We start from the raw sequence: 20,114 nt of genomic DNA on the forward strand, positions 1-20,114 counted from the left end.
CAGTCGCTTTTGCTGCTTTTGTAGTCTTGATATTCAAGCCACAGTAAAAACTCTCGATACGCTGGGGTATTGTTAGATTTTGCCATTTTGTATGCTTTAAACAAGTTAAATTCGTCTGTTTCTAGCGCGGACTGCGATCTGTTCGCCGTGCTGATCTCACTAGAGACGTTGTTATGCTGATTATCGTTCGACTGCACAATGGGGCCACTGGCTTTTTCCTGCTCCATTGGAGTTTCTTCTTTGTCAGAGAATATTTCACTCAACGAGAATTCCCCTTTTTCCCCTGAAAATATCCCGGGGCCTTCTAGTTCTTCTTGGGCGAGGGCAGGGCCGCTGACGCTCAGCAGCACAGCAAACATGGAATTAAGCACAGCTTTGCTGTGTGGTGGGCGCGGGCTCATTTCTGAACCCTGCGTTATAGCGCGATATAGTGACATTCTAAAAACCTTACCTGATGAAAACGTATAACGTAGGCAACAATAACGCGGTAGACGTTATTGTTGCGAGACATTTCTAATGCAAATGCACGGCTGAGTTAAGTGCACAGCGGCGATAAGTGCACAGCGATGATAAAAGCACAGTGCCAAAGCCCTGTGAACTAGGGCTGACGCAAACTAGAACTGCACCATGCCACCAACAGCGAAAGCATTGAAGCTTTCTTCTTCGTCTGTATCACCCTTCGTTGCCTGTGCCCAGAATCTAACCCCCGCGACGGGTACAAAGTGATACGCAACAGTGGTTCTTGTGTGATCAGGCCCATCAATACCGCTGGCATCTTCAGCGCCATAATTACCCATACTGTAGCTAACTGCGTGTTTACCTTGGGTATAGCCTAACTTCCAGTTTAAGAAATCGCTGTCACCACCTGTCACTCGATCGGCCACGCCATAAGTCGCACTAAAGTTAACGCCTGAATCATGTAAGTACCCCGCTAAAATGCCGTAGCCACTCTCTGAACCGAAGAAGCCTTCAGTGCTATTGCCGTCGATGTTAGCTTGAGGATCTTCATCGTTATCTGCATCACCAAAATCGGTAGACCATGCATTAACACGCCAACCATTAGCCTTGTATTTGACTGCTATTTCATAGCTGCTGTCTTCACCGTATTGGGCATAAAACTTAGCACCGTCTAAAAACGTAGGTGACTCATACACAAAGCGCTCAAGGAAGATTGATTGCGTTGTGATAAATGGCGTTTGGCTTTCACCAGCAGGGCCGCGGCGGGTTGAACCGAAGCGTTGGCTCATACCTAGTGGGTCTGACCACCAAGTGCCTGACTGGTCAACGTCTGACACAATCCAGGTAATGCTCGCACCTGTGCCCATTTTCACTTTACCAAATTTACCTTGCACCCATATTTCTTGAATACGGTTTCGCGAGTTCGTGCCATCGTGCAGGATATTGGAAACACCTTCATCTAGACCAATTTCAACCTGTGCACCAAAGGTGAGGTCATTGTATTCAACTGAGCCTTTTACCCCTATGGTCGATTCTGCAAATTCATGGCGACCAAAGTACAGATCGTCAGTCGTGTCGTCTTTAATAATGTTATATAGCACTCGGCCATAAGCGGTTACCTCAGCATGCGCAGACTGGCTGGCTGCGAGGGGAGAAAGCATGGCTAACGCGAGCATAGATTTTTTCATGTGTGTGTCCTATGTGTGTGTTATTGCAATATAAGATGTTCAGGAAATATCACGACTAGCAGCAAGACCAATACTTGCATCAAAATAAACGGCACTACGCCTTTATAAATAGTCGTGGTTTTAAGAGATTTAGGGGCCACGCCTTTGAGGTAAAACAAGCTAAAACCAAAGGGCGGGGTTAAAAATGATGTTTGTAGATTCATTGAAATTAAGATGGCGAACCAAATCAAATCAATATCTAGCAACATGGCAACCGGAGTCAGAATAGGCACTATCAAAAAGGAAATTTCAATAAAGTCGATGAAGAAACCAAGCAATAAAATGGTCACCATGGCCAGCACGATGAAGGTCCATTTATCACCAGGTAAATCTAGAAAGAAGTCTTCGACTAAATATTCACTACCAGAATAACTAAACACCATTGAGAATGCGGTAGCACCAACGAGTACAGCGAAGATCATGGCAGTCACTTTGACCGTTTCGCCTGAAATCTCGTGCACCCCTTTAAAAGAAAAGCGGCCATACATAGCAGACAAGACTAATGCACCCACAGCGCCGATGGCAGATGATTCAGTTGGGGTGGCAATCCCTGTGAATATCGAGCCCAGTACGGTAACAATGAGTAGTAACGGCGGAAAGATGTCTTTAATAGCTTGTACAATGATGGTTCGCTTATCTTCTGTAACGTCAATCGGCGGGCAAAACTCAGGTTTTATTTTTCCTAACACGAGGATGTAAAGGGTATAAACCACTATCAGTAATACGCCTGGAATGACGGCTGCGCGAAACAAGTCGCCTACCGGTACGCCCATTACGTCACCTAAAATTATCAAGATAATAGACGGTGGAATGATTTGCCCTAGCGTGCCGGCCGCGCATATTACACCAGCAGCGGTCGGTTGGTGATAATTATTTTTCAGCATGACAGGTAGAGAGATAACGCCCATTGCGACCACGCTTGCGCCTACTACACCCGTTGAGGCCGCTAACAACGCACCCACTATGATGGTTGAAACGGCAACGCCGCCTGATATACCGCCAAACAGTTTGGCTGAAGACTCAAGTAGACGCTCAGCAAGGCCGGTTTTTTGCAACACTATGCCCATAAAGACGAACATGGGAATAGCCATCATGGTGGTGTTTTCCATGATACTCATAATGCGATAAGGCATAAAAGCAAACAAGTCTGCACCTAGCACAATTACGCCAATTAATACCGAAACTCCAGCGAACGTAAACGCCACTGAGTAGCCCAAAAACAAGCACAGCAGGGCAATGCCAAATAAAACTAAACCCGTCATTAGATGGCATCCTTATGATCTGTAGAAGAAGGCGTACTACCTGTGAGGCGTTGCAGTTGTTCAAGCACGACGTACAACGCACATACAATAAGAAACACAGATGAAACAGGGATAACGCCGCGAATAATAAAGCGATGGGGTAACCCGCCGGGATCGGCGCTGCCTTCACCCATTTCATAGGCTTCAAGGGTGTAATCCCAGCTGTAGTAAAGGATCAGGAAGGTCACAGGCAGTACAAACAATAACGCCCCAAACAGGTTGATGTAGGCTTTTACGCGCGGACTGAAGTTGTCGTAAAATACATCGACTCGCACATGGCCATCGGCTTTTAAGGTATAACCAATGCCAAACATAAACATGGCTGCGAACAAGTGCCATTCGAGCTCTTGCATACCAATACTGACTTCATTGAAAAAGTAACGCATGATCACGTCGTAAAACACGTTCAAAATCATTAACATCATCAGCACACTGCATAGATGGCCAACACCATCTATAAATTTGCCTAGTAGCTTAACGACTGAATTCATAATAAATCTCTGACACGGGGCGTCTGTGCCGTCACCTAAGCAATAAACAGTGACAGGCAGCTAGCCTAAAATTAAAAAGTAATGGGACAGGGAATGAGCTTGAAGAGTGATACTAAAGTCACTCTTCAAGCCTTTTTGGTTACTCGTTTGACTCGAAGCTTTCTAGGTACGCTTGATCAGCGAACTTAGTCCAGGCGCGCACCTGCTCTTGGTAGCTCTTGATGGACTTCAAGATTTTGGCTGTTTCTTTATCTTTTGCTGCAAACTCTGCTAAGAGCTCGTCATTCGCGTCACGAATCGCATTCATCACTGGTTGCGGGAACGTGCGAATTTTTACATTAGGGTACTCGCTTTGTAGGGCTTTTAAGTTCACGCCATTTTCATGGGTAGACTGAGAATACATATCGTAAGCGGCGGTTTTCATTGCTACAGTCAGGATTTTCTGTAAATCAGCAGGCAATGAGTCATAAGCTTTTTGATTAACCATAAACTGCAATTCTGTTGCAGGCTCTTGCCAGCCGGTGTAGTAGTAAGGCGCTATTTTGTGGAAACCCATACGTAAATCAAGAGACGGTCCAACCCATTCTAAGGCATCAATGGTGTTACGCTCTAATGCTGTGTAAAGCTCGGCAGATGGGATGTTCGTTGGACTTGCACCCAGTTTAGCCAGTACTTCACCGGCAAAACCTGGAATACGCATCTTAAGACCTTTTAAATCCTCAACCTTGTTGATTTCTTTTCTGAACCAACCACCCATTTGTACGCCAGTATTACCACCAGGAAAGGACAATATTCCGTATTGGTCATAGGTTTCTTTCATCAACTCCATACCGCCGCCATAATAGAACCAGGCATATTGCTCAGGGGCGGTCATACCGAACGGCACTGTGGTGAAAAACATGGTATTAAAGTCTTTGCCCTTCCAATAATAAGACGCTGAGTGACCCATTTGGTACTGGCCGCTTTTTACAAAATCAAAAATCCCTAACGCTGATTTATGTTTGTTGGCTGAATCGATGCGAATGGTTAAGCGCCCATCTGACATTTCCTTAACCATTTTTGCCATGTTTTTGCTAGCATCACCGAATATAGGGAAGTTAGGGCCCCAAGTTTCCGCTAGGCGCCAGCGATATTTTTTGCCATCGGCAGCACTGGCCGTTGCACTGAGGCCTAGAGTAAGAACTAGGGCGGTGAGTAATAAATGTTTTGCTTTCATTGGGATTCCTAATAAGCGTTCAAAGGTCACATCGGCGATTTGCTAACGCCAAGTGAAAAACTGTTAGGGGAATGTTAAATGTTTGTGAGTGTGTAACTATTCGTATGAACACCCATTTGCACTAGGTAGTTTTACCTAGGTAGAAGTAGGTTGGCGCCCAAGCGGAAAGACTGAAATAATCCTTCTTTAACGTTCACAATAATTTAACACGCTGATTTTGCTCGGCTCCAAGGCGCAATTAACATGACTTTACCCTTAAGACTGCTGTTTATTGCAGTGCTGCAGGTAGTATTAACGTCTATCTTGACGTACTTCTTAGTGACAGATGAATACCGAGATCTCTCCAATCAAAGTGTTGATACCTTAGAAAACTTTCTTATTGAACAAAAGCATCAAGAGCTGGAAAACTATACATTGCTTGCTGTTTCAGCCATGTCAGACGCTTACGAAAACAGCGCCATTGACGACGATGAAGCAAAAGCCCGAGTTACCGAGATCATTCACGATATGACCTACAGCGGTAACGACGGCTACTTTTTTGTTTATGACGGTGATGGCAATGGCGTGGTGCACCCTAAAGAGCCCTACAGAGTGGGTAAAAACTGGTGGGAGCTTGAAGGGGAAAACGGTGATAAGACCATACAAATTCTACTGGCTAACGCCAAAGCGGGTGGGGGCTTTCATCGTTACCCTTGGCGAAAGCCTTCTGCTGGTGAAATGTCGGAAAAAATGGGTTACTCGGTTTTTCTTGAGAAATGGAATTGGATGATTGGTACTGGTGTGTACTTAGATGACGTAAACAGTCAACTGAGTAAACTGCAGCGAGAAATCGACCAGCATATTAATAAGACTAAGCAAATTATATTGCTTGTTGCCATGTCGTCCATATTCCTTATATTTCTGCTGGGTTTGATTCTAAATCTGAGTCAAAAGAAAAAGACCGATCAAAAAATCAGTGAATTGGGGCTTAAGATCATCAACATGCAAGAGGAAGAGCGCCGGCACATCTCGCGAGAATTACATGATGGTATTGTGCAAGTGTTAGTCTCCATTAAGTACTCATTAGAAGCGACTGGTTTATGGCTGAAAAAGGCCAAAGTAGATAAGCCGCAACCTTTGGAGCACGCTCAAAGTAATCTTCAAGATGCCATCAGTGAAATACGCCGTATATCACATCATCTACACCCCAGAATATTAGACGAGCTGGGTTTGTCTGCCGCTATGGACGCACTGGCCACTGAATTTAGTGAACAAACAGGCATCGCAGTGAATGTGACTAAACCCGCTGTACGTAAATTGGTTCAAAATGGGATCAGCACGACTCTGTACCGCGTGGTGCAAGAATCCTTGATTAACGTGCAAAAGCACGCACATGCCAGCGAAGTCAATATCGAGATGACAATCAAAGACAAATGGCTAACGTTGACGATCAGCGACAATGGTTGTGGTTTTGATGCCCACAACACAGATAAACCTGAAGACTATGGAATAGGATTACGGAATTTAGCCGAGCGGGTAGAATATCATCTAGGAGAATTTAACGTTCGCTCGTCAAATGACGGAACACAGGTTACAGCGCGAATTCCAAAAGCTAGCTACGCTAACACTCACACTGCTACACAGGGCCCTTCAGTATGACCGAAACACACAGTGAGCAACCTACAAGACTATTACTGGTAGATGATCACCCTATGGTGCAAGGGGGGCTTAGCGCCTGTTTATCATTTTATGATGACATTGAAATTGTGGGTATGACCCATGATGGAAAGGATGCGCTGGAAAAAGCCCTCGATTTAAAACCGGATGTGATCTTAATGGACATTAGTATGCCCTCTATGAACGGTATCGATGCAACTGAAATTATCACCGACAGTCTCGATGACACCAAAGTGTTGATATTTAGCATGCACGACAGCCCCGAGTTTGTGACGAGTTCGATTCAAGCGGGGGCATCTGGCTATATTTTAAAAGACACAACATCGGAAGAGGTGTATTACGCGATTAAGGCGGTGGCTAAAGGACAAACCCATTTCAGCAGTTCAATTGCAAAAATGTTGATTGATAAGCCAATCAAAGACACCAGTCAAAAGCTCACTACCCGGGAGCAGCTCATTTTAACCCATGTCGCTCAAGGCAAATCGAGTAAAGAAATTGCGCGCATTTTAAATATCAGTTTTCGCACAGTAGAAGCGCATAGGCGCAATATGAAAAGCAAATTAAATATTGAATCCTTGGCTGAGCTAATTTGTTACGCGGTAGACCATGGGCTAGTAGAAAAGTGATACCAGCGCTTCGCAATGCGTTGAGCATCGCACGTTTGATGAAGCGCTAATAATGGCTTATCTAATTAGAGGCTAACCTATATAAACGCTAACCAGGCTCCAACGCCAATTAACAAGCTACCAGCGATGGCGTTCATCCAGCGGATATTATTGCCGCGATTTAAAAATAATCGCAAGCTTTTCCCCCCGGTGGCATAAATAAGCATACACAAAAATTCACTGAACATGATCAAGCTCACCAGTACAACAAGTTGCCCAGAAAGGGATTGGGTCACGCTAATAAAGGGCGGTAAAAGGGTCACCATAAACGCCCAACCTTTGGGATTAGCAATCGCGGTAATAAACCCTTGTGTTGCAAGCTTCCCTCGAGAGGTAAAAGTAGGGTTGTCTTCTGTGGTGACCTTATCATGTGCAAAACACATCTTAATCCCCAAATAAGCTAAATATGCGCCGCCCGCCCATTTGAAGACTTGGAAAACACTTGGGTAGTTGAGCATCACACTGGCCACACCGATGACTGCAGCGATGGCGACAAGAGCAACGCCGATGACTTCGCCTATCATCATCCACAAGGTCCGGCGCACACCAACACTCATTCCCAAGGTCATGGCCAATGTCATACACATACCGGGTGTAATAGAAACGAAAAAGAAAGTGGGAATAAATACCGCGAGAATAGCTAAATCTGGCATGAATGCGCATCCAAGTTGGTAAATTACAAAGCGAGCAGTTTACCCATATCAGTTTGATTTGCTAGGGATACGATCGGCTGCTTCCCTTAAAGGCACGATGTGGGGTTTTATCGCTTTGCGTCTTATGGCGAACATACTTATCTAAACGATTTTGCAGACTTCATGTAATGAGCCAACGCGCTGTAACATTGCCTAAATAGTTTAATAATAGAACCACGTGCAACACGAGCGAACCTTGTCGCCTACTGACAAAAAAGGGCACTAGATTTGATGTAAACCTAGTGCCCTTACAATAATAAATTGAGAACGATAGAGATTATGGCTGTTGAGGCTGCCCTTGTGTTTCTAAGGGCGATGCTTCACTGGCCACGTCGTCACTGACCACAGCATTAGTGCTTAGTTCGCGTTGTGGTGCCTCGCTGCTAGTGATTTCGTCGCTCGGTAGATCGTCACCTGCAGAGCGTACCGTTAACAATTTACGCAGTGCAGAGACGATAAATAGGGTGGTTTCCATGGGGGAGCGATGATAAAAACTATCCCAAGCTTGGCCTTTATGCTCTGCGTAATTATCCATTCGTTCGGGGTGAACTTCACTGTAGGCTAAGTGCACAGCATGGCCGATGGTTACATCGACGGTCAGCGCTTCGTCAATCTGCAAACTTGGGTTTTGTTCAAAAAAGCGACCTAGGGCACTCATGGTTTCCACCGTAAGCTGGCGATATTCAGGCGCTTGAATGTTGTTTAACATCTGCTCTATTAACAGCGCAAATGCGGCTTCGCCTTGGGTCATATCACTGAGCACCATATCGCTGGCAACCCGGTTACGCTTATCCATTTTATTACCAATCACCAGCCCAGTGGTATGCTTAAAGATGCTCCAAACTTGGGGGATGAAACCCGCGGGGCGTCTGTCTATTACGCCTTGATGTTGACGCCATACATACCAACCCTCGGCTGGCTCAGCGAGCTCTTCAAAGCCTGAATCTTGATCCCAGTCTAATTTGCCTGAAACACATTCAGCATGAAGCTCTTCGAGTTTGATCGGTAAGTCAGCTAGATTTTGGTATTCCTCGAGCACCGCTTCGATCTGATCCTGAATTTCAGAAGGAGCCAAGTTCATAATGTGTTCATACGCCTCATCAGGGGTCTTGTTATGTTCACGAGATATCTGACTGGTGAGTAGTACAATAAGGTAACTCACACGTACCGTTAACAATTCACTGAACAGTTTAGGTCGAGACTTCACCAACATGCCAAGGGACAACAACACTTCTTGAGTTAATACTTGGTCGCGCACATCTTCACGGCAAAATTGATTGATTTTGGCTAGCAGCTCGTCATCTTGTAAGGGTTTAGAAATAAGCGACTCGTTACTATAGGCACGGCCCACTTGAATAAACTTCTGGGCGACAAGTAACGCGCTCACGGCTAAGCCTAAGTCACCGTCTACTTTACCTAACAAGCCAGATGCATGGCGAAGCACAGACCACAAACGCAACCGACCTGCTTGCAAGTAAATCTCTTCTATTAACGACCTAACAGTGTGATGTTGGCCGTGATAGGTAATGGTGCTATCAAGAGATAGAATCTTGCTCATGGCGGCAAGAAGTGCAATTTGTTGATACAGATTATTAGATTGTTCAAGACGAGCATGCAGCTCATTTGCATCAGTGAGCAAGTCAATCTCTCGCTCTTGGTCTGATGTCAGCGCTATATGATTGCCAGACAGCGACAGGGCGCAAGAATGGCTGAACAAATTACGTAGTGGCTCTGCTGGTAGCACTAAATCATTTAATTGTTCGACACGCTCCACTGCCGAGGTAGGGGCAAGCTGTGCCATGGTGCCATGCTTAACCGGTATGTCATCCACTTCACCAGTGACTATCTGCGCCATTAATTCAAAAAACGAACTGCGATCACCATCCAACAAGTTATGCGTTAATAATACCGTGACGGTAGGGCGCCCAACTTCGGTCCAATTGGAGTGCAAATAGCTCAACTCACTCTTAAAGCGACGTACAAGAAAATCAATGTCATAACTTAAGAAGTACTCGTGCTGCATGAACGAAGGAGTCAAACACACGGCGCGCTGTTTGTTGAACATATAAACGCGGCTGGTGGTTAAGCTTTTTAGCATTCTAGGGATACGACCCGTTAACCCTAAACTGTCACATCTGCCGACTTGGCCATGTACCGCAGCGATATCCTCTGGCCGATAAACCTTTACCGGTGCAATATCGCTTAAGGTTTCTGTGGCAACTCCATGCGCGGCCAACTCTTGTTGTAATAGTTCATCTTCTGCTAAAAATATCAGCTGAACAACAGGCTGCATTTTCGGTTTCCCGTGACGGCGCCCAAGGGGATCTAAGTCTCCAGGTCTGAGCAAACCATCTTCGAGCATGGTACCGAGTAAAAATAAACTTTGGGCCCAAACTAATGGTACGTTTTCATTAGGTAATCGATTTTGCGATTGTGGCTTTGCGCGCTCTGCATCAATAGATTCAGCGGGCACAAAGTATAATTCAGGAAGCAATTTAAAACCGTTTTGCTCAACCAGTACATTATCTAATCTGTCTCGATAATGCTTAATTTGTGGTTTATTATCTGTGAAAATAGCATCTAAATAGAGATAGGCGTAGAACAATGGCCACTCAGATTCAATGTTTTCAAACTGCTTTAACTCTTTATCTTCGTAATGCAGACGCCCTTCATCTTCAAGCACGGTTTGGTGTCCGTCTCGTAAAAAGCGCTTTAAGCCATATCGGCCCTCTAGTTTGGTAACGATTTCAGTTCTGACCCGATCTGACAGGGTTTTATCAGGTACGGCAAACGCAGGGAAACCAATGACACTGAGTAACGCCGCATCAATTTCTTTGGTGTTAGATTCTCTGGGTAGCATCGCGCTCAACGTGATATTCGACTGAGCAATGTTGTCAGGAATAACGTGTATTACCGAACTCAACGAGCCTTTCGCGCCATATAGATTAAAGCCAGAGAGCGCTTCAAGCGCTGCCTTTGCCATGCCAAGCGAACTGGCGTTTAATTCAACGCTACCACTGTTACTTTTAGCGCCGCGCTCCCAAATACCAAAGTCTGGGGTGCGATACGCGCGCTCAATGTAATATACCAAGTTTTGAATAAAGCAGACTTCTTCGTCAGACCAGATAACATCTAGGCCTGATGCAATCATTTGCGTCAGTGTTAGCAGAAACACTGAGGTCGCATCAATTTGTAAGTGCCCCCATTCTGCATCACCTACCACGCTATCACCTGTGATGGTGTCGTATTTGGCATGCAAAGCATCAATAGGATTGCGGGTTTTCTTGAAGACTTCTATTTTTTCGGATTGTGCCATCATGGAGCGCAATAATCCGCGCATCAATTTTACTGTGCGCTGCTGCAACTCATACCCCCTGCCATCGTTACTATCTACTTTGCGATAGGCGAGGGCTAAGCCCCATACGGCTAGAATACTGTAAACGTTGTCTCTTACCCAGGCATCTTGGTAATTACCATGGATTGTGATGGCGGTACTGGCTGGCAATAAGCCGCTGACAGGATGTTGTTTGTCTAAAATAATCGATTTAATTTGTTGATAATACGAGTCTAATTGGGTGTTTAGTTCAAGATTTTGCATACAAGATCCTAATTAATTCATAGGAAGCGAATCAATCTGCTTCCGTCTATGCGCAGCGTATCTAATTTGTGACACACAAATATCATACCCACGCTGAAAATGAGTAATGCCAAGTTGTGAATGCTTATATCATCTAACTTGGCTGGCTAATAGTGAACAATAGGTTAAAGGCCATTTCTGTGTTTCTTTGTTATGGCCATTAGCGATGCAATATGGAAAAAATACCAGCAAAGATTGCGCCACGGTGCGCTTAACTTATCAAGCAGTACTACTAAAGTCAGTGTTTATGCGGGCACAGCGCAATACACCTAAGGGCGCAAAGCACGTTATACCTACGAGTACAAAGCGTGATGGGCCTTCATGACCTTCAACCTAGCTTGTTTACTTAACAACAGTCTATCGTTTCAAATATGAAACATAGCGCATATACAGTCTAACTTAAACGTTTAAGTTTTGGAGGTGTTTGTATTTCTCTTTCATTGTAGATCGAGTGCGAGCGCTCGATCATGGTGCACAGTAATGTGTAAAAAAGACAAGACTTACATTTGTCGTTACAATTAGATGCAAATAAGAATTATTACTGTTATGGTGTTTGTGAGATACTAAGTTTCGAAACTTGGAGGAACTTAACGAAATGCGTAATGTGATTAAAGAGTGCGTGACCTTTGTTCACCACTGGAATGAAACACTGTTTAGTTTTAAAACGACTCGACAAAAATCTTTTACCTTCGAAAGCGGTCAATTCGTGATGATTGGCCTTGAGCTTGCCGGTAAACCGCTTATGCGTGCGTACAGTATCGCCAGCGCTAACTACGCGGATGAACTTGAATTTTTCAGCATCAAAGTACCCGATGGCGCGCTTACGTCACAATTACAGAAAATTCAGGCGGGTGATGAAGTTATGCTCACTACACGCGCAACCGGTACCTTGGTACCTGGTTACTTACAGCCCGGTAAAAACCTTTATTTATTGAGCACAGGCACCGGTTTAGCGCCGTTTATGAGCATTATTCAAGACCCCAATATTTATGAGCAATACGACAAAATCATACTGGTTCACGGAGTGCGCTGGGCGTCAGAATTGGCTTATCAACAAGAAATCGAAGTGTCACTACCGAACAATCCGTACTTTGGCGATCTTGTTCAAGACAAACTACTGTATTACCCAACAGTGACGCGAGAAGACTACCAATACAACAGTTTAAAAACAGCTGATGGAATGTGCCGTCATCAAGGACGGATAACCGATTTGTTACTGTCAAACAAATTGACTGATGATTTAAACCTACCGAATATCGACCCAGAAAATGACCGGTTTATGCTGTGTGGCAATGACGCCATGTTAAAAGATTTAGCCGCTATCTTAGACGCTAAGGGATTCAGTAAAGCGAATTCACGCTCTCAAGGGCACTATGTCATTGAGCAAGCATTCATAGAAAAGTAAGCATTCGGTGTTTTTAGCAAAGCAAAAGTGAAAATATAACGGCAATGCGCTGAGAAGAGCAATCATCGTATGTTATGCTAGTGCGATATTACACTAGGTTCATTCTCTCTTTGTGTGTCTGCCTAAGTGGACTAACGCTCAGAAAATCCCGCTGTGCTTTAGTGCGCCCACGTTCTCTTTTTGTGGGCGCCAAATTGACTACTACAGAGGGTTCGCTTAATTACTCGTCTACGAGTACTTCAAAACCACCATAAATCATGCGTTTGCCATCAAATGGCATGGGGGCGGTAGCAGGGTCAAATCTCGGGTCATTCATGCATTTTTGCATACCTTGGTCTCTAACTTCTTTTGACGGCCAAGTTATCCACGAAAAGACCACCGTTTCATCCGCTTTTGCTTGTACAGCCAGAGGGAAAGACGTCACTTCACCAGCGGGTACGTCCTCGCCCCAACACTCTGTGCAGCTTAAAGCGCCATATTCTTCTCTGAAAATTTTAATGCATTGTTTCGCGTACGCTTTGTATTCTTCTTTATTTATGCTTGGCACCGCAACAACAAAACCATCGATATAAGACATATAAACCTCTGTAGGTAGGTCACATCACTTAATTGTGATGCTGTTATTATCGATAGCACAAAATCGAAGATAAAAAAGCAGTAATGTCGCCAAAGCACTTAAGTTACCGATGAATCGTGATGCTGATGAGGTTAGAGTTAGAAGATGGAAGAGGAGCTAAGCAAGTACACCTAGGTGTACTTGCTTATGTTTAAACTATTCAGTCAATGTGGTTAGCGTGTTTTATGCGCTTTTAGCATGACTAAACAGGGTAGGCCCAGCCGCAACAAGCACTCTACCGTTGTCGGTATCTGTGAACTTGTCAAAATTATCAATAAACAATCCTGCTAAGCTTGTTGCCTTATCTGTCCATTGGCTTTCATTCTCATAAGTTTTACGCGGGTCAAGAATATCCGTGTCTAGTTCACCTAATTTTTGCGGGATCTGTAGGTTAAAAATAGGTAGGGTAGTTGTGGTAGCATTATCTAAAGAGCCGTCTAAAATTGCGTCGATTATGGCTCGAGTCGCTTTAATAGAGATGCGTTTGCCGGTACCATTCCAGCCAGTATTGACTAAGTAAGCTTGAGCATCAGCCGCCTGCATACGATTTTTAAGCACATTAGCATATTGCGTAGGGTGCAGGCTTAAAAAGGCTGCGCCGAAGCAACTAGAAAACGTCGGCGTTGGCTCTGTAATACCGCGTTCAGTGCCCGCTAATTTAGCGGTAAAGCCAGACAAGAAATAATACTGGGCTTGTTCAGGCGTCAATTTTGACACTGCTGGAAGTACACCAAATGCATCTGCCGTTAAGAAAATGACCTTGTTTGCGTGGCCTGCTCGCGAGACGGGCTTCACAATATTGTCGATATGGTGAATGGGGTAAGATACTCGGGTATTTTCTGTTTTGCTGTTGTCGTCAAAATCGATTTTGCCATTGGCATCAACTGTCACATTTTCAAGCAAGGCATCTCGGCGAATAGCATTATAGATATCCGGTTCGTTTTCTTTACTTAAATTGATGGTTTTCGCGTAACAGCCGCCTTCAAAGTTAAACACACCATTGTCATCCCAGCCGTGTTCATCATCGCCAATTAATTCACGATTTGGATCTGTTGATAGGGTGGTTTTTCCGGTACCGGACAGACCAAAGAAGATTGCAACATCGCCGTCTTTTCCTACATTAGCACTGCAATGCATAGAGGCAATGTTTCTAAGGGGAAGCAAGTAGTTCATCATTGAAAACATGCCTTTTTTCATCTCACCGCCATACCAAGTACCACCAATCAGCTGGACTTTTTCGGTTAGATTAAATGCCACAAAATTTTCAGAGTTAATACCGTGCTCTTTCCAATTGGGGTTATTGGTTTTTGCGCCATTCATTACCACAAAGTCAGGATCGTAATTAATCAGTTCTTCTTCTGTTGGGCGTATGAACATGTTTTTGACAAAGTGAGCTTGCCATGCGACCTCGGTAATAAAACGCACTTTCAAACGGGTGTCTTCATTTGCGCCGCAGTAGGTATCTACCACAAACAGGCGTTTGCCGCTGAGTTGTTTTGTCACTGTACTTTTGAGGTCGTCCCACACGGCAGGAGAAATCGGTTTATTGTCGTTTTTACCTTGATCAGACCACCAAACGGTATCTTTGGTGACGTCATCGCGCACTATGTATTTGTCTTTAGGGGAGCGGCCGGTGAACTTGCCTGTGTTCACGTTCACGGCACCTAATTCGGTGACGACGCCTTTTTCATAACCTTCAAGGCTATGGTGTGTCGTTTCCTCAAACAATATGTCATAGGAGGGGTTATGTAGAATTTCAGTGGCATCGGTAATGCCAAACTTGGCTAACTCTGCGGACAATTTGTGTATATTCATTAACTAACCCTTCATTTTGCTGTGGCGATAAAACGGTATGTGCGATTTGAATTGACCTAACTTAAGAGAGCCAAGCCATCATCCTTTAAAGTGAAAAATATTGGTGTCTACTTTTCTAACATTAAGCTCGCTCTGTTACCTATTTTAAACACTTTTAGCGACCCTTTGAAAGTGGGTGTGTAATAAAACATTGTTAATTTCATAATTTGATAATCTTTTATCATAAGGCGTAATTAAAACATTCTCTAATCAGCTCAAGGGGCACCAAAAATGACCAATTTAAACGTTTCTATCCTAGGCTATTGGTATTAAAAGATTTTTTATTGGTCTTATAACTGACTGATTAATAGTATTAATTTACAATGTTTTTACGTTTTTATCATTCGTATCACTATTCAAACCTTACTTTTAGGAGCCTCTAGGTAATATTGAGCAGCCAACATGCTCTGTTACCTATAGTGAGTATTGATGTTGTATATGTTGAAAGGTTACAGATTTTCCGAAATTACTGATCAATTGAGTGATTGATCACGTTTGTTGCCTCATCGCGCAGTGTAATTTGTCGAATGGATCTATCCGTGGGTGAGGTAGAAATTTATAGAAGCGTTTTGACTGTAAAAAGGTCAGTGTTTAAAATTGGGGAGGACATTCTGAATAGCCAAACGTAAGGAATAACCGTCTTTTACGATAATCGCCATTGTTAAATGGGTAGTGCTTTGGATAAAATTAATTGTATAAAACCAGTTGTGGTTTGTACTTGATGCCGTACCCACAAGATGCGATTCTTTTCCTTCTTATTCGAGTTAGCATGTTTTGGGCATTATTGTTCTTTGCTCATACATGCCGTTTTCTTCCCAACTCAATCCTTCAATACCTTTATTAGGACAATGAAATGACACCGTTGCCTGTCGAATACCTCAGTCAAATTGAATCCCTTTTACCGCCAGAGACAATCATTCAGGATATTAGCCGGCGCAGAGCGTTAGGAGTAGACGCGAGTTTTTATCAACTTATTCCTCAGCTTGTTCTAAAACTGTCAAACCTTCAGCAGGTGCAATCAGTACTTGCCCTAAGTCATCAATTTGAGGTGGCCGTAACATTTCGAGCTGCAGGTACTAGCTTATCAGGGCAGGGAGTATCTGACTCTGTGCTAGTGACCTTAACGGATGATTGGCGCCGACACGAGGTCATTGATGGCGGTCTGCGGATCAAGCTGCAACCTGGTATTATTGGTGCCGATGCTAATCGGATACTGGCGGGTTACGGTCGTAAAATCGGGCCCGACCCAGCCTCTATCAATAGCTGTAAAATTGGCGGAATTGCAGCTAATAATGCTTCTGGTATGTGTTGCGGCGTAGCGCACAATAGTTATTACACAGTGAAAGACATGACCATGGTATTAGCGGATGGCTCCGTGGTTGATACCAGTGATGCAAGTAGCGAGGCGCAGTTTCGCGAGACTCACTCTTCGTTACTGAACGAGCTTGAAGCGCTGGCCCAAAAGTGCCAAGGGAACGAAAGATTACGCGAGCTTATTACTCACAAATACCGACTTAAAAATACCTGTGGTTATGCACTTAATGCATTGATTGATTATCGGGATCCATTGGACGTGTTGATGCATTTAATGATTGGCTCTGAGGGTACACTTGGTTTTATCGCTGACATTACTTACCAAACCGTTGTTGAGAATGCGCACAAAGCCAGTGGTCTGTATTTATTTGCCAGTGCTCAGCAAGCCTGTGCATTGGTACAAGCCCTTGAAAAACAAAATGTTGATGCTGTGGAGCTTATGGATCAGCGTGCGCTTAACTCAGTTAAGGGCCAACCAGGACTGCCTGATACGTTTTGCACCCCTAATGACGGTTACACGGCATTGCTCATCGAAACCAGTGCAGGCAACCAGAAGGCGCTGGCGGAGAATTGCACTAATATCGAACGATGCATAGTCCGCTACGCGCCTATACAGTCTATTGCGTTTAGTCGCGATCTTATACTCAACCAACAGTTGTGGGCTATTCGAAAAGGCACGTTTCCCGCCGTAGGCGCGGTGCGTGAAGCGGGCACAACCGTGATAATAGAAGATGTGTGTTTTCCAATCGCCAATATGGCCGAGGGGATACAGCGTTTACATCAATTATTTGACCAGCACGGATACTCAGAGGCAATCATATTTGGTCACGCGCTTGCGGGTAATTTACATTTCGTATTCACCCAAGCATTTGATGAACCCAGCGAAATACAGCGCTACGATGAATTTATGCAAGCGGTCGCTCAGCTTGTAGCGGTAGAATTTAAGGGTTCGCTTAAAGCAGAGCATGGTACGGGCCGAAACATGGCTCCCTTTGTTGAATTAGAGTGGGGGAGTGTAGCCTACAGTGTGATGACAAAACTCAAAGAGATCATTGACCCAACGGGGATTTTGAACCCGGGTGTGATACTCAATGCGGATACACAAAGTCACATCAAAAACCTTAAACTTCTGCCAAAAGCAAACGAAATAGTCGATAAATGCATTGAATGTGGTTTTTGCGAGGCTGTTTGCCCTTCACAAGATTTAAGTTTTACCCCAAGACAACGCATCGCGATTTGGCGGCGGATACAACAATTGCGTGAAGCAGAGATAGTGAACGACAGTGAAACCCAGGAACTGCATCAGCTAGAGACAGACTTTGAGTATATGGGTATTGATACCTGCGCGGCTACTGGTTTGTGTGCTCAGCGCTGCCCTGTGGGAATTAATACAGGTGATTTAATTAGGCAACTGCGTAGTGAAAATCAAACGAACGTTGGCGAAATAATCGCTAAATTCAGTGCAGAACATTTCTCGCTGGTCAGCAAGTCTGCGGGGGTTGGCTTTGCGCTCTCAAGCAGTGCCACCAAATTGCTAGGGAATGCATTAACTGACCAAATAGGTGCGAAAATGCACCAGTTGTCAGCGAAAAAAATGCCCTTGTGGCAAAGTCAATGGCCGAGTAAAGGTAAGAAAGTAACCATCGACGGTGCACTTAAAACGAAAAAAGTCATTTATTTTGCGAGCTGTGCTAGTCGCAACATGGGGGCCGCTGCTTCAGATAATGAAAAGCGCTCTACGTATGACGCAGCCCGTTCTATTTTTAACAAGGCAGGTTATCAGGTCATGTTGCCTGATAAGCTTGATGAGTTGTGTTGTGGCATGCCTTTTAGCAGTAAAGGTTTCCCAGATTTGGCCCAACAAAAGGGCGTGCAATTAGCTCAGCAATTAAGGGACATTAGCAGCGAGGGGAAAATACCTATTGTGTTTGACACTAGCCCTTGCAAACAACATATCCAGGAACTGAAAAATGTAGAGGGGTTGCAGATTTTCGAGACTAGTGAGTTTATGGTGAAGCACGTGATTGCTGATTTAACGATTACCGCGCAAGTCGAGCCGGTCGCGCTGCACGTCACCTGTAGCAGCCGAAAAATGGGCCTTGCGCCATATTTACAGGCGCTAGCAAGTGCCTGTAGTAAAACGGTGATAGAGCCCCAAGGGATTGAATGTTGCGGCTTCGCGGGAGATAAAGGGATGTTTGTTCCTGAACTAAACGCCAGCGCACTGCGCCATTTGAAAGCGCAAATACCTGTCGGGTGTAATGTGGGATACAGTAATAGTCGCACGTGCGAGATAGGGCTAAGTCAGCACAGCGGTATTCCTTATCACTCGCTACTACTGTTACTTGATGATGTGAGTCAGCAAAATAACGCACAGGCCACTACATAAGCCATCGTTAAAAGGGAGTAAGTCACATGGATATTAGCCAGAGCCAGCTCACACAGGCGGTTCAAGAGGGGATCCTGAGTCGTGAACAAGCGGAGCAATTAAGTCTATTCGTTGACGGTTTACCGAGCACCACTGCAAAGTTTGATTTTACCCATGTGCTGTATTACTTCGGTGGCTTAGTGGCCATAGGAGCAATGACGCTTTTTATGACCTTAGGCTGGGAGTCATTTGGTGGTTGGGGCATTGTTATATTGTGTGCGGTATACGCCATAGCAGGAATAATGTTAGCCAACCGTCTAGCAAAGAAAGGCTTACCCATTGTTGCAGGCATATGTGCCACCTTTGTAGTGTCACTTACTCCCTTGGCTATTTTCGGTTTGCAGCACGCGCTAGGTGTTTGGCCCGGTGACGATAGCTACCGTGAATATCATCGCTATGTTCAGTGGCACTGGCTCTACATGGAACTAGGGACACTCGCTGTAGGCGTAATATTAGCCAAAAACTATAAATATCCATTTTTACTTATGCCCATTGCACTCACGCTGTGGTACTTATCGATGGATCTCGCCGTTATGCTTTCAGGAGATTATCCCGAGTTCGAATTACGTGCATTGGTTTCTATGTACATGGGTTTACTCATTTTAGGCCTAGCATTTTGGGTAGATATTCGTTCCCGTCTTTCACTAGATTACGCATTTTGGTTATACCTGTTTGGCACTATCGCTTTTTGGTGTGGCTTGTCTATGCAACACTCTGACAATGAGTGGTCTAAGTTTGCTTACTGTTGTATCAATTTGTTTATGATGGGGTTTGGCATTGTATTGGTACGCAGAGTCTTGGTTATTTTTGGCGCCCTCGGCGTGTGTGGTTATGTGGGATACTTGGCTTATGAAGTGTTTCAAGACAGCTGGCTTTTTCCTATTATGCTCACCTTATTAGGTGCGTTTATTGTTTATCTGGGGATCCTTTGGCAAAAGCACGAACAAAAACTAACTTATCAGCTACGCACTCGATTACCCAAAACATTACAAGAGCTGCTAGAAAATAAATAACGTCAAGGTAAAAGCTGAAGATAAAGCAAGACCATTGGTCTTGGTGCACGTGTCTGCTTATATATATTTTCTCAATACCTGTAACAGGATCAGAAAATGTGAGCCAGGCATTGGCTTTTCAAAGGGCTAGCGCTCTGATTA

At 44.4% G+C, this 20,114-nt stretch carries 14 protein-coding genes; 5 read left to right on the forward strand and 9 right to left on the reverse strand.

What is annotated here, in order from left to right; genetic code table 11:
- The 5 genes from GMES_RS03645 to GMES_RS03665 all read right to left on the reverse strand — a co-directional run.
- On the reverse strand, window positions 1-401 hold a 401-nt coding region (locus tag GMES_RS03645; protein WP_226990240.1), incomplete at its 3' end, for a hypothetical protein.
- A gap of 213 nt (window positions 402-614) precedes the next feature.
- A complete protein-coding gene (locus GMES_RS03650) occupies window positions 615-1,646 on the reverse strand; it encodes a porin family protein (protein WP_006991222.1) in 1,032 nt (343 codons plus the stop codon).
- Between the two features lie 20 nt (window positions 1,647-1,666).
- Window positions 1,667-2,947: a TRAP transporter large permease gene (locus GMES_RS03655; protein WP_006991223.1), complete on the reverse strand. Its 1,281-nt coding sequence runs from the start codon at window positions 2,945-2,947 to the stop codon at window positions 1,667-1,669.
- The gene (locus GMES_RS03660) at window positions 2,947-3,477 is read right to left on the reverse strand and encodes a TRAP transporter small permease subunit (protein WP_033185428.1); all 531 of its coding nucleotides are present in this window, start codon (window positions 3,475-3,477) and stop codon (window positions 2,947-2,949) included. The genes GMES_RS03655 and GMES_RS03660 overlap by 1 nt, the downstream gene beginning before the upstream one ends.
- A gap of 139 nt (window positions 3,478-3,616) precedes the next feature.
- The gene (locus tag GMES_RS03665; protein ID WP_006991225.1) at window positions 3,617-4,693 is read right to left on the reverse strand and encodes a TRAP transporter substrate-binding protein; all 1,077 of its coding nucleotides are present in this window, start codon (window positions 4,691-4,693) and stop codon (window positions 3,617-3,619) included.
- A 243-nt stretch (window positions 4,694-4,936) separates the two neighbouring features.
- On the opposite strand from GMES_RS03665, the gene GMES_RS03670 reads away from it, so the two are divergent.
- Both GMES_RS03670 and GMES_RS03675 read left to right on the forward strand, forming a co-directional pair.
- On the forward strand, window positions 4,937-6,331 hold the full coding sequence (locus tag GMES_RS03670; protein WP_006991226.1) for a cache domain-containing protein: 1,395 nt from the start codon (window positions 4,937-4,939) through the stop codon (window positions 6,329-6,331).
- Window positions 6,328-6,975, forward strand: a complete 648-nt coding sequence (locus GMES_RS03675; protein WP_006991227.1) for a response regulator — start codon at window positions 6,328-6,330, stop codon at window positions 6,973-6,975. The genes GMES_RS03670 and GMES_RS03675 overlap by 4 nt, the downstream gene beginning before the upstream one ends.
- Window positions 6,976-7,052: 77 nt before the next feature.
- Here GMES_RS03675 and GMES_RS03680 read toward each other — a convergent pair whose 3' ends face one another.
- Both GMES_RS03680 and GMES_RS03685 read right to left on the reverse strand, forming a co-directional pair.
- Entirely contained in the window at window positions 7,053-7,667 is a 615-nt protein-coding gene (locus GMES_RS03680) for a LysE family translocator (RefSeq protein WP_006991228.1), read from the reverse strand.
- Window positions 7,668-7,983: 316 nt separating this feature from the next.
- Window positions 7,984-11,304, reverse strand: coding sequence for a glycoside hydrolase family 15 protein (locus GMES_RS03685; protein ID WP_006991229.1), 3,321 nt, complete (start codon window positions 11,302-11,304; stop codon window positions 7,984-7,986).
- A gap of 634 nt (window positions 11,305-11,938) precedes the next feature.
- Between GMES_RS03685 and GMES_RS03690 the strand changes: the two genes are divergently transcribed.
- Window positions 11,939-12,748, forward strand: a complete 810-nt coding sequence (locus GMES_RS03690; protein WP_006991231.1) for a ferredoxin--NADP reductase — start codon at window positions 11,939-11,941, stop codon at window positions 12,746-12,748.
- A 220-nt stretch (window positions 12,749-12,968) separates the two neighbouring features.
- Here the strand turns inward: GMES_RS03690 and GMES_RS03695 are convergent, their stop codons facing one another.
- Together GMES_RS03695 and pckA are read right to left on the reverse strand one after the other, a co-directional pair.
- On the reverse strand, window positions 12,969-13,325 hold the full coding sequence (locus GMES_RS03695; protein ID WP_006991232.1) for a DUF1428 domain-containing protein: 357 nt from the start codon (window positions 13,323-13,325) through the stop codon (window positions 12,969-12,971).
- Between the two features lie 222 nt (window positions 13,326-13,547).
- Window positions 13,548-15,179 carry a phosphoenolpyruvate carboxykinase (ATP) gene (pckA, locus tag GMES_RS03700; protein WP_006991233.1) on the reverse strand — a complete coding sequence of 544 codons (1,632 nt, stop codon included), beginning with the start codon at window positions 15,177-15,179 and terminating at the stop codon, window positions 13,548-13,550.
- An 892-nt stretch (window positions 15,180-16,071) separates the two neighbouring features.
- Between pckA and GMES_RS03705 the strand changes: the two genes are divergently transcribed.
- Together GMES_RS03705 and GMES_RS03710 are read left to right on the forward strand one after the other, a co-directional pair.
- Complete coding sequence (locus GMES_RS03705) at window positions 16,072-18,921, forward strand: FAD-binding and (Fe-S)-binding domain-containing protein (RefSeq protein WP_006991235.1); 2,850 nt, start codon at window positions 16,072-16,074, stop codon at window positions 18,919-18,921.
- A gap of 26 nt (window positions 18,922-18,947) precedes the next feature.
- Window positions 18,948-19,973, forward strand: a complete 1,026-nt coding sequence (locus GMES_RS03710) for a hypothetical protein (protein ID WP_006991236.1) — start codon at window positions 18,948-18,950, stop codon at window positions 19,971-19,973.
- The last annotated feature ends 141 nt before the right edge of the window (window positions 19,974-20,114 follow it).

This window comes from Paraglaciecola mesophila KMM 241 (genome assembly GCF_000315015.1).
Taxonomy (GTDB): domain Bacteria; phylum Pseudomonadota; class Gammaproteobacteria; order Enterobacterales; family Alteromonadaceae; genus Paraglaciecola; species Paraglaciecola mesophila.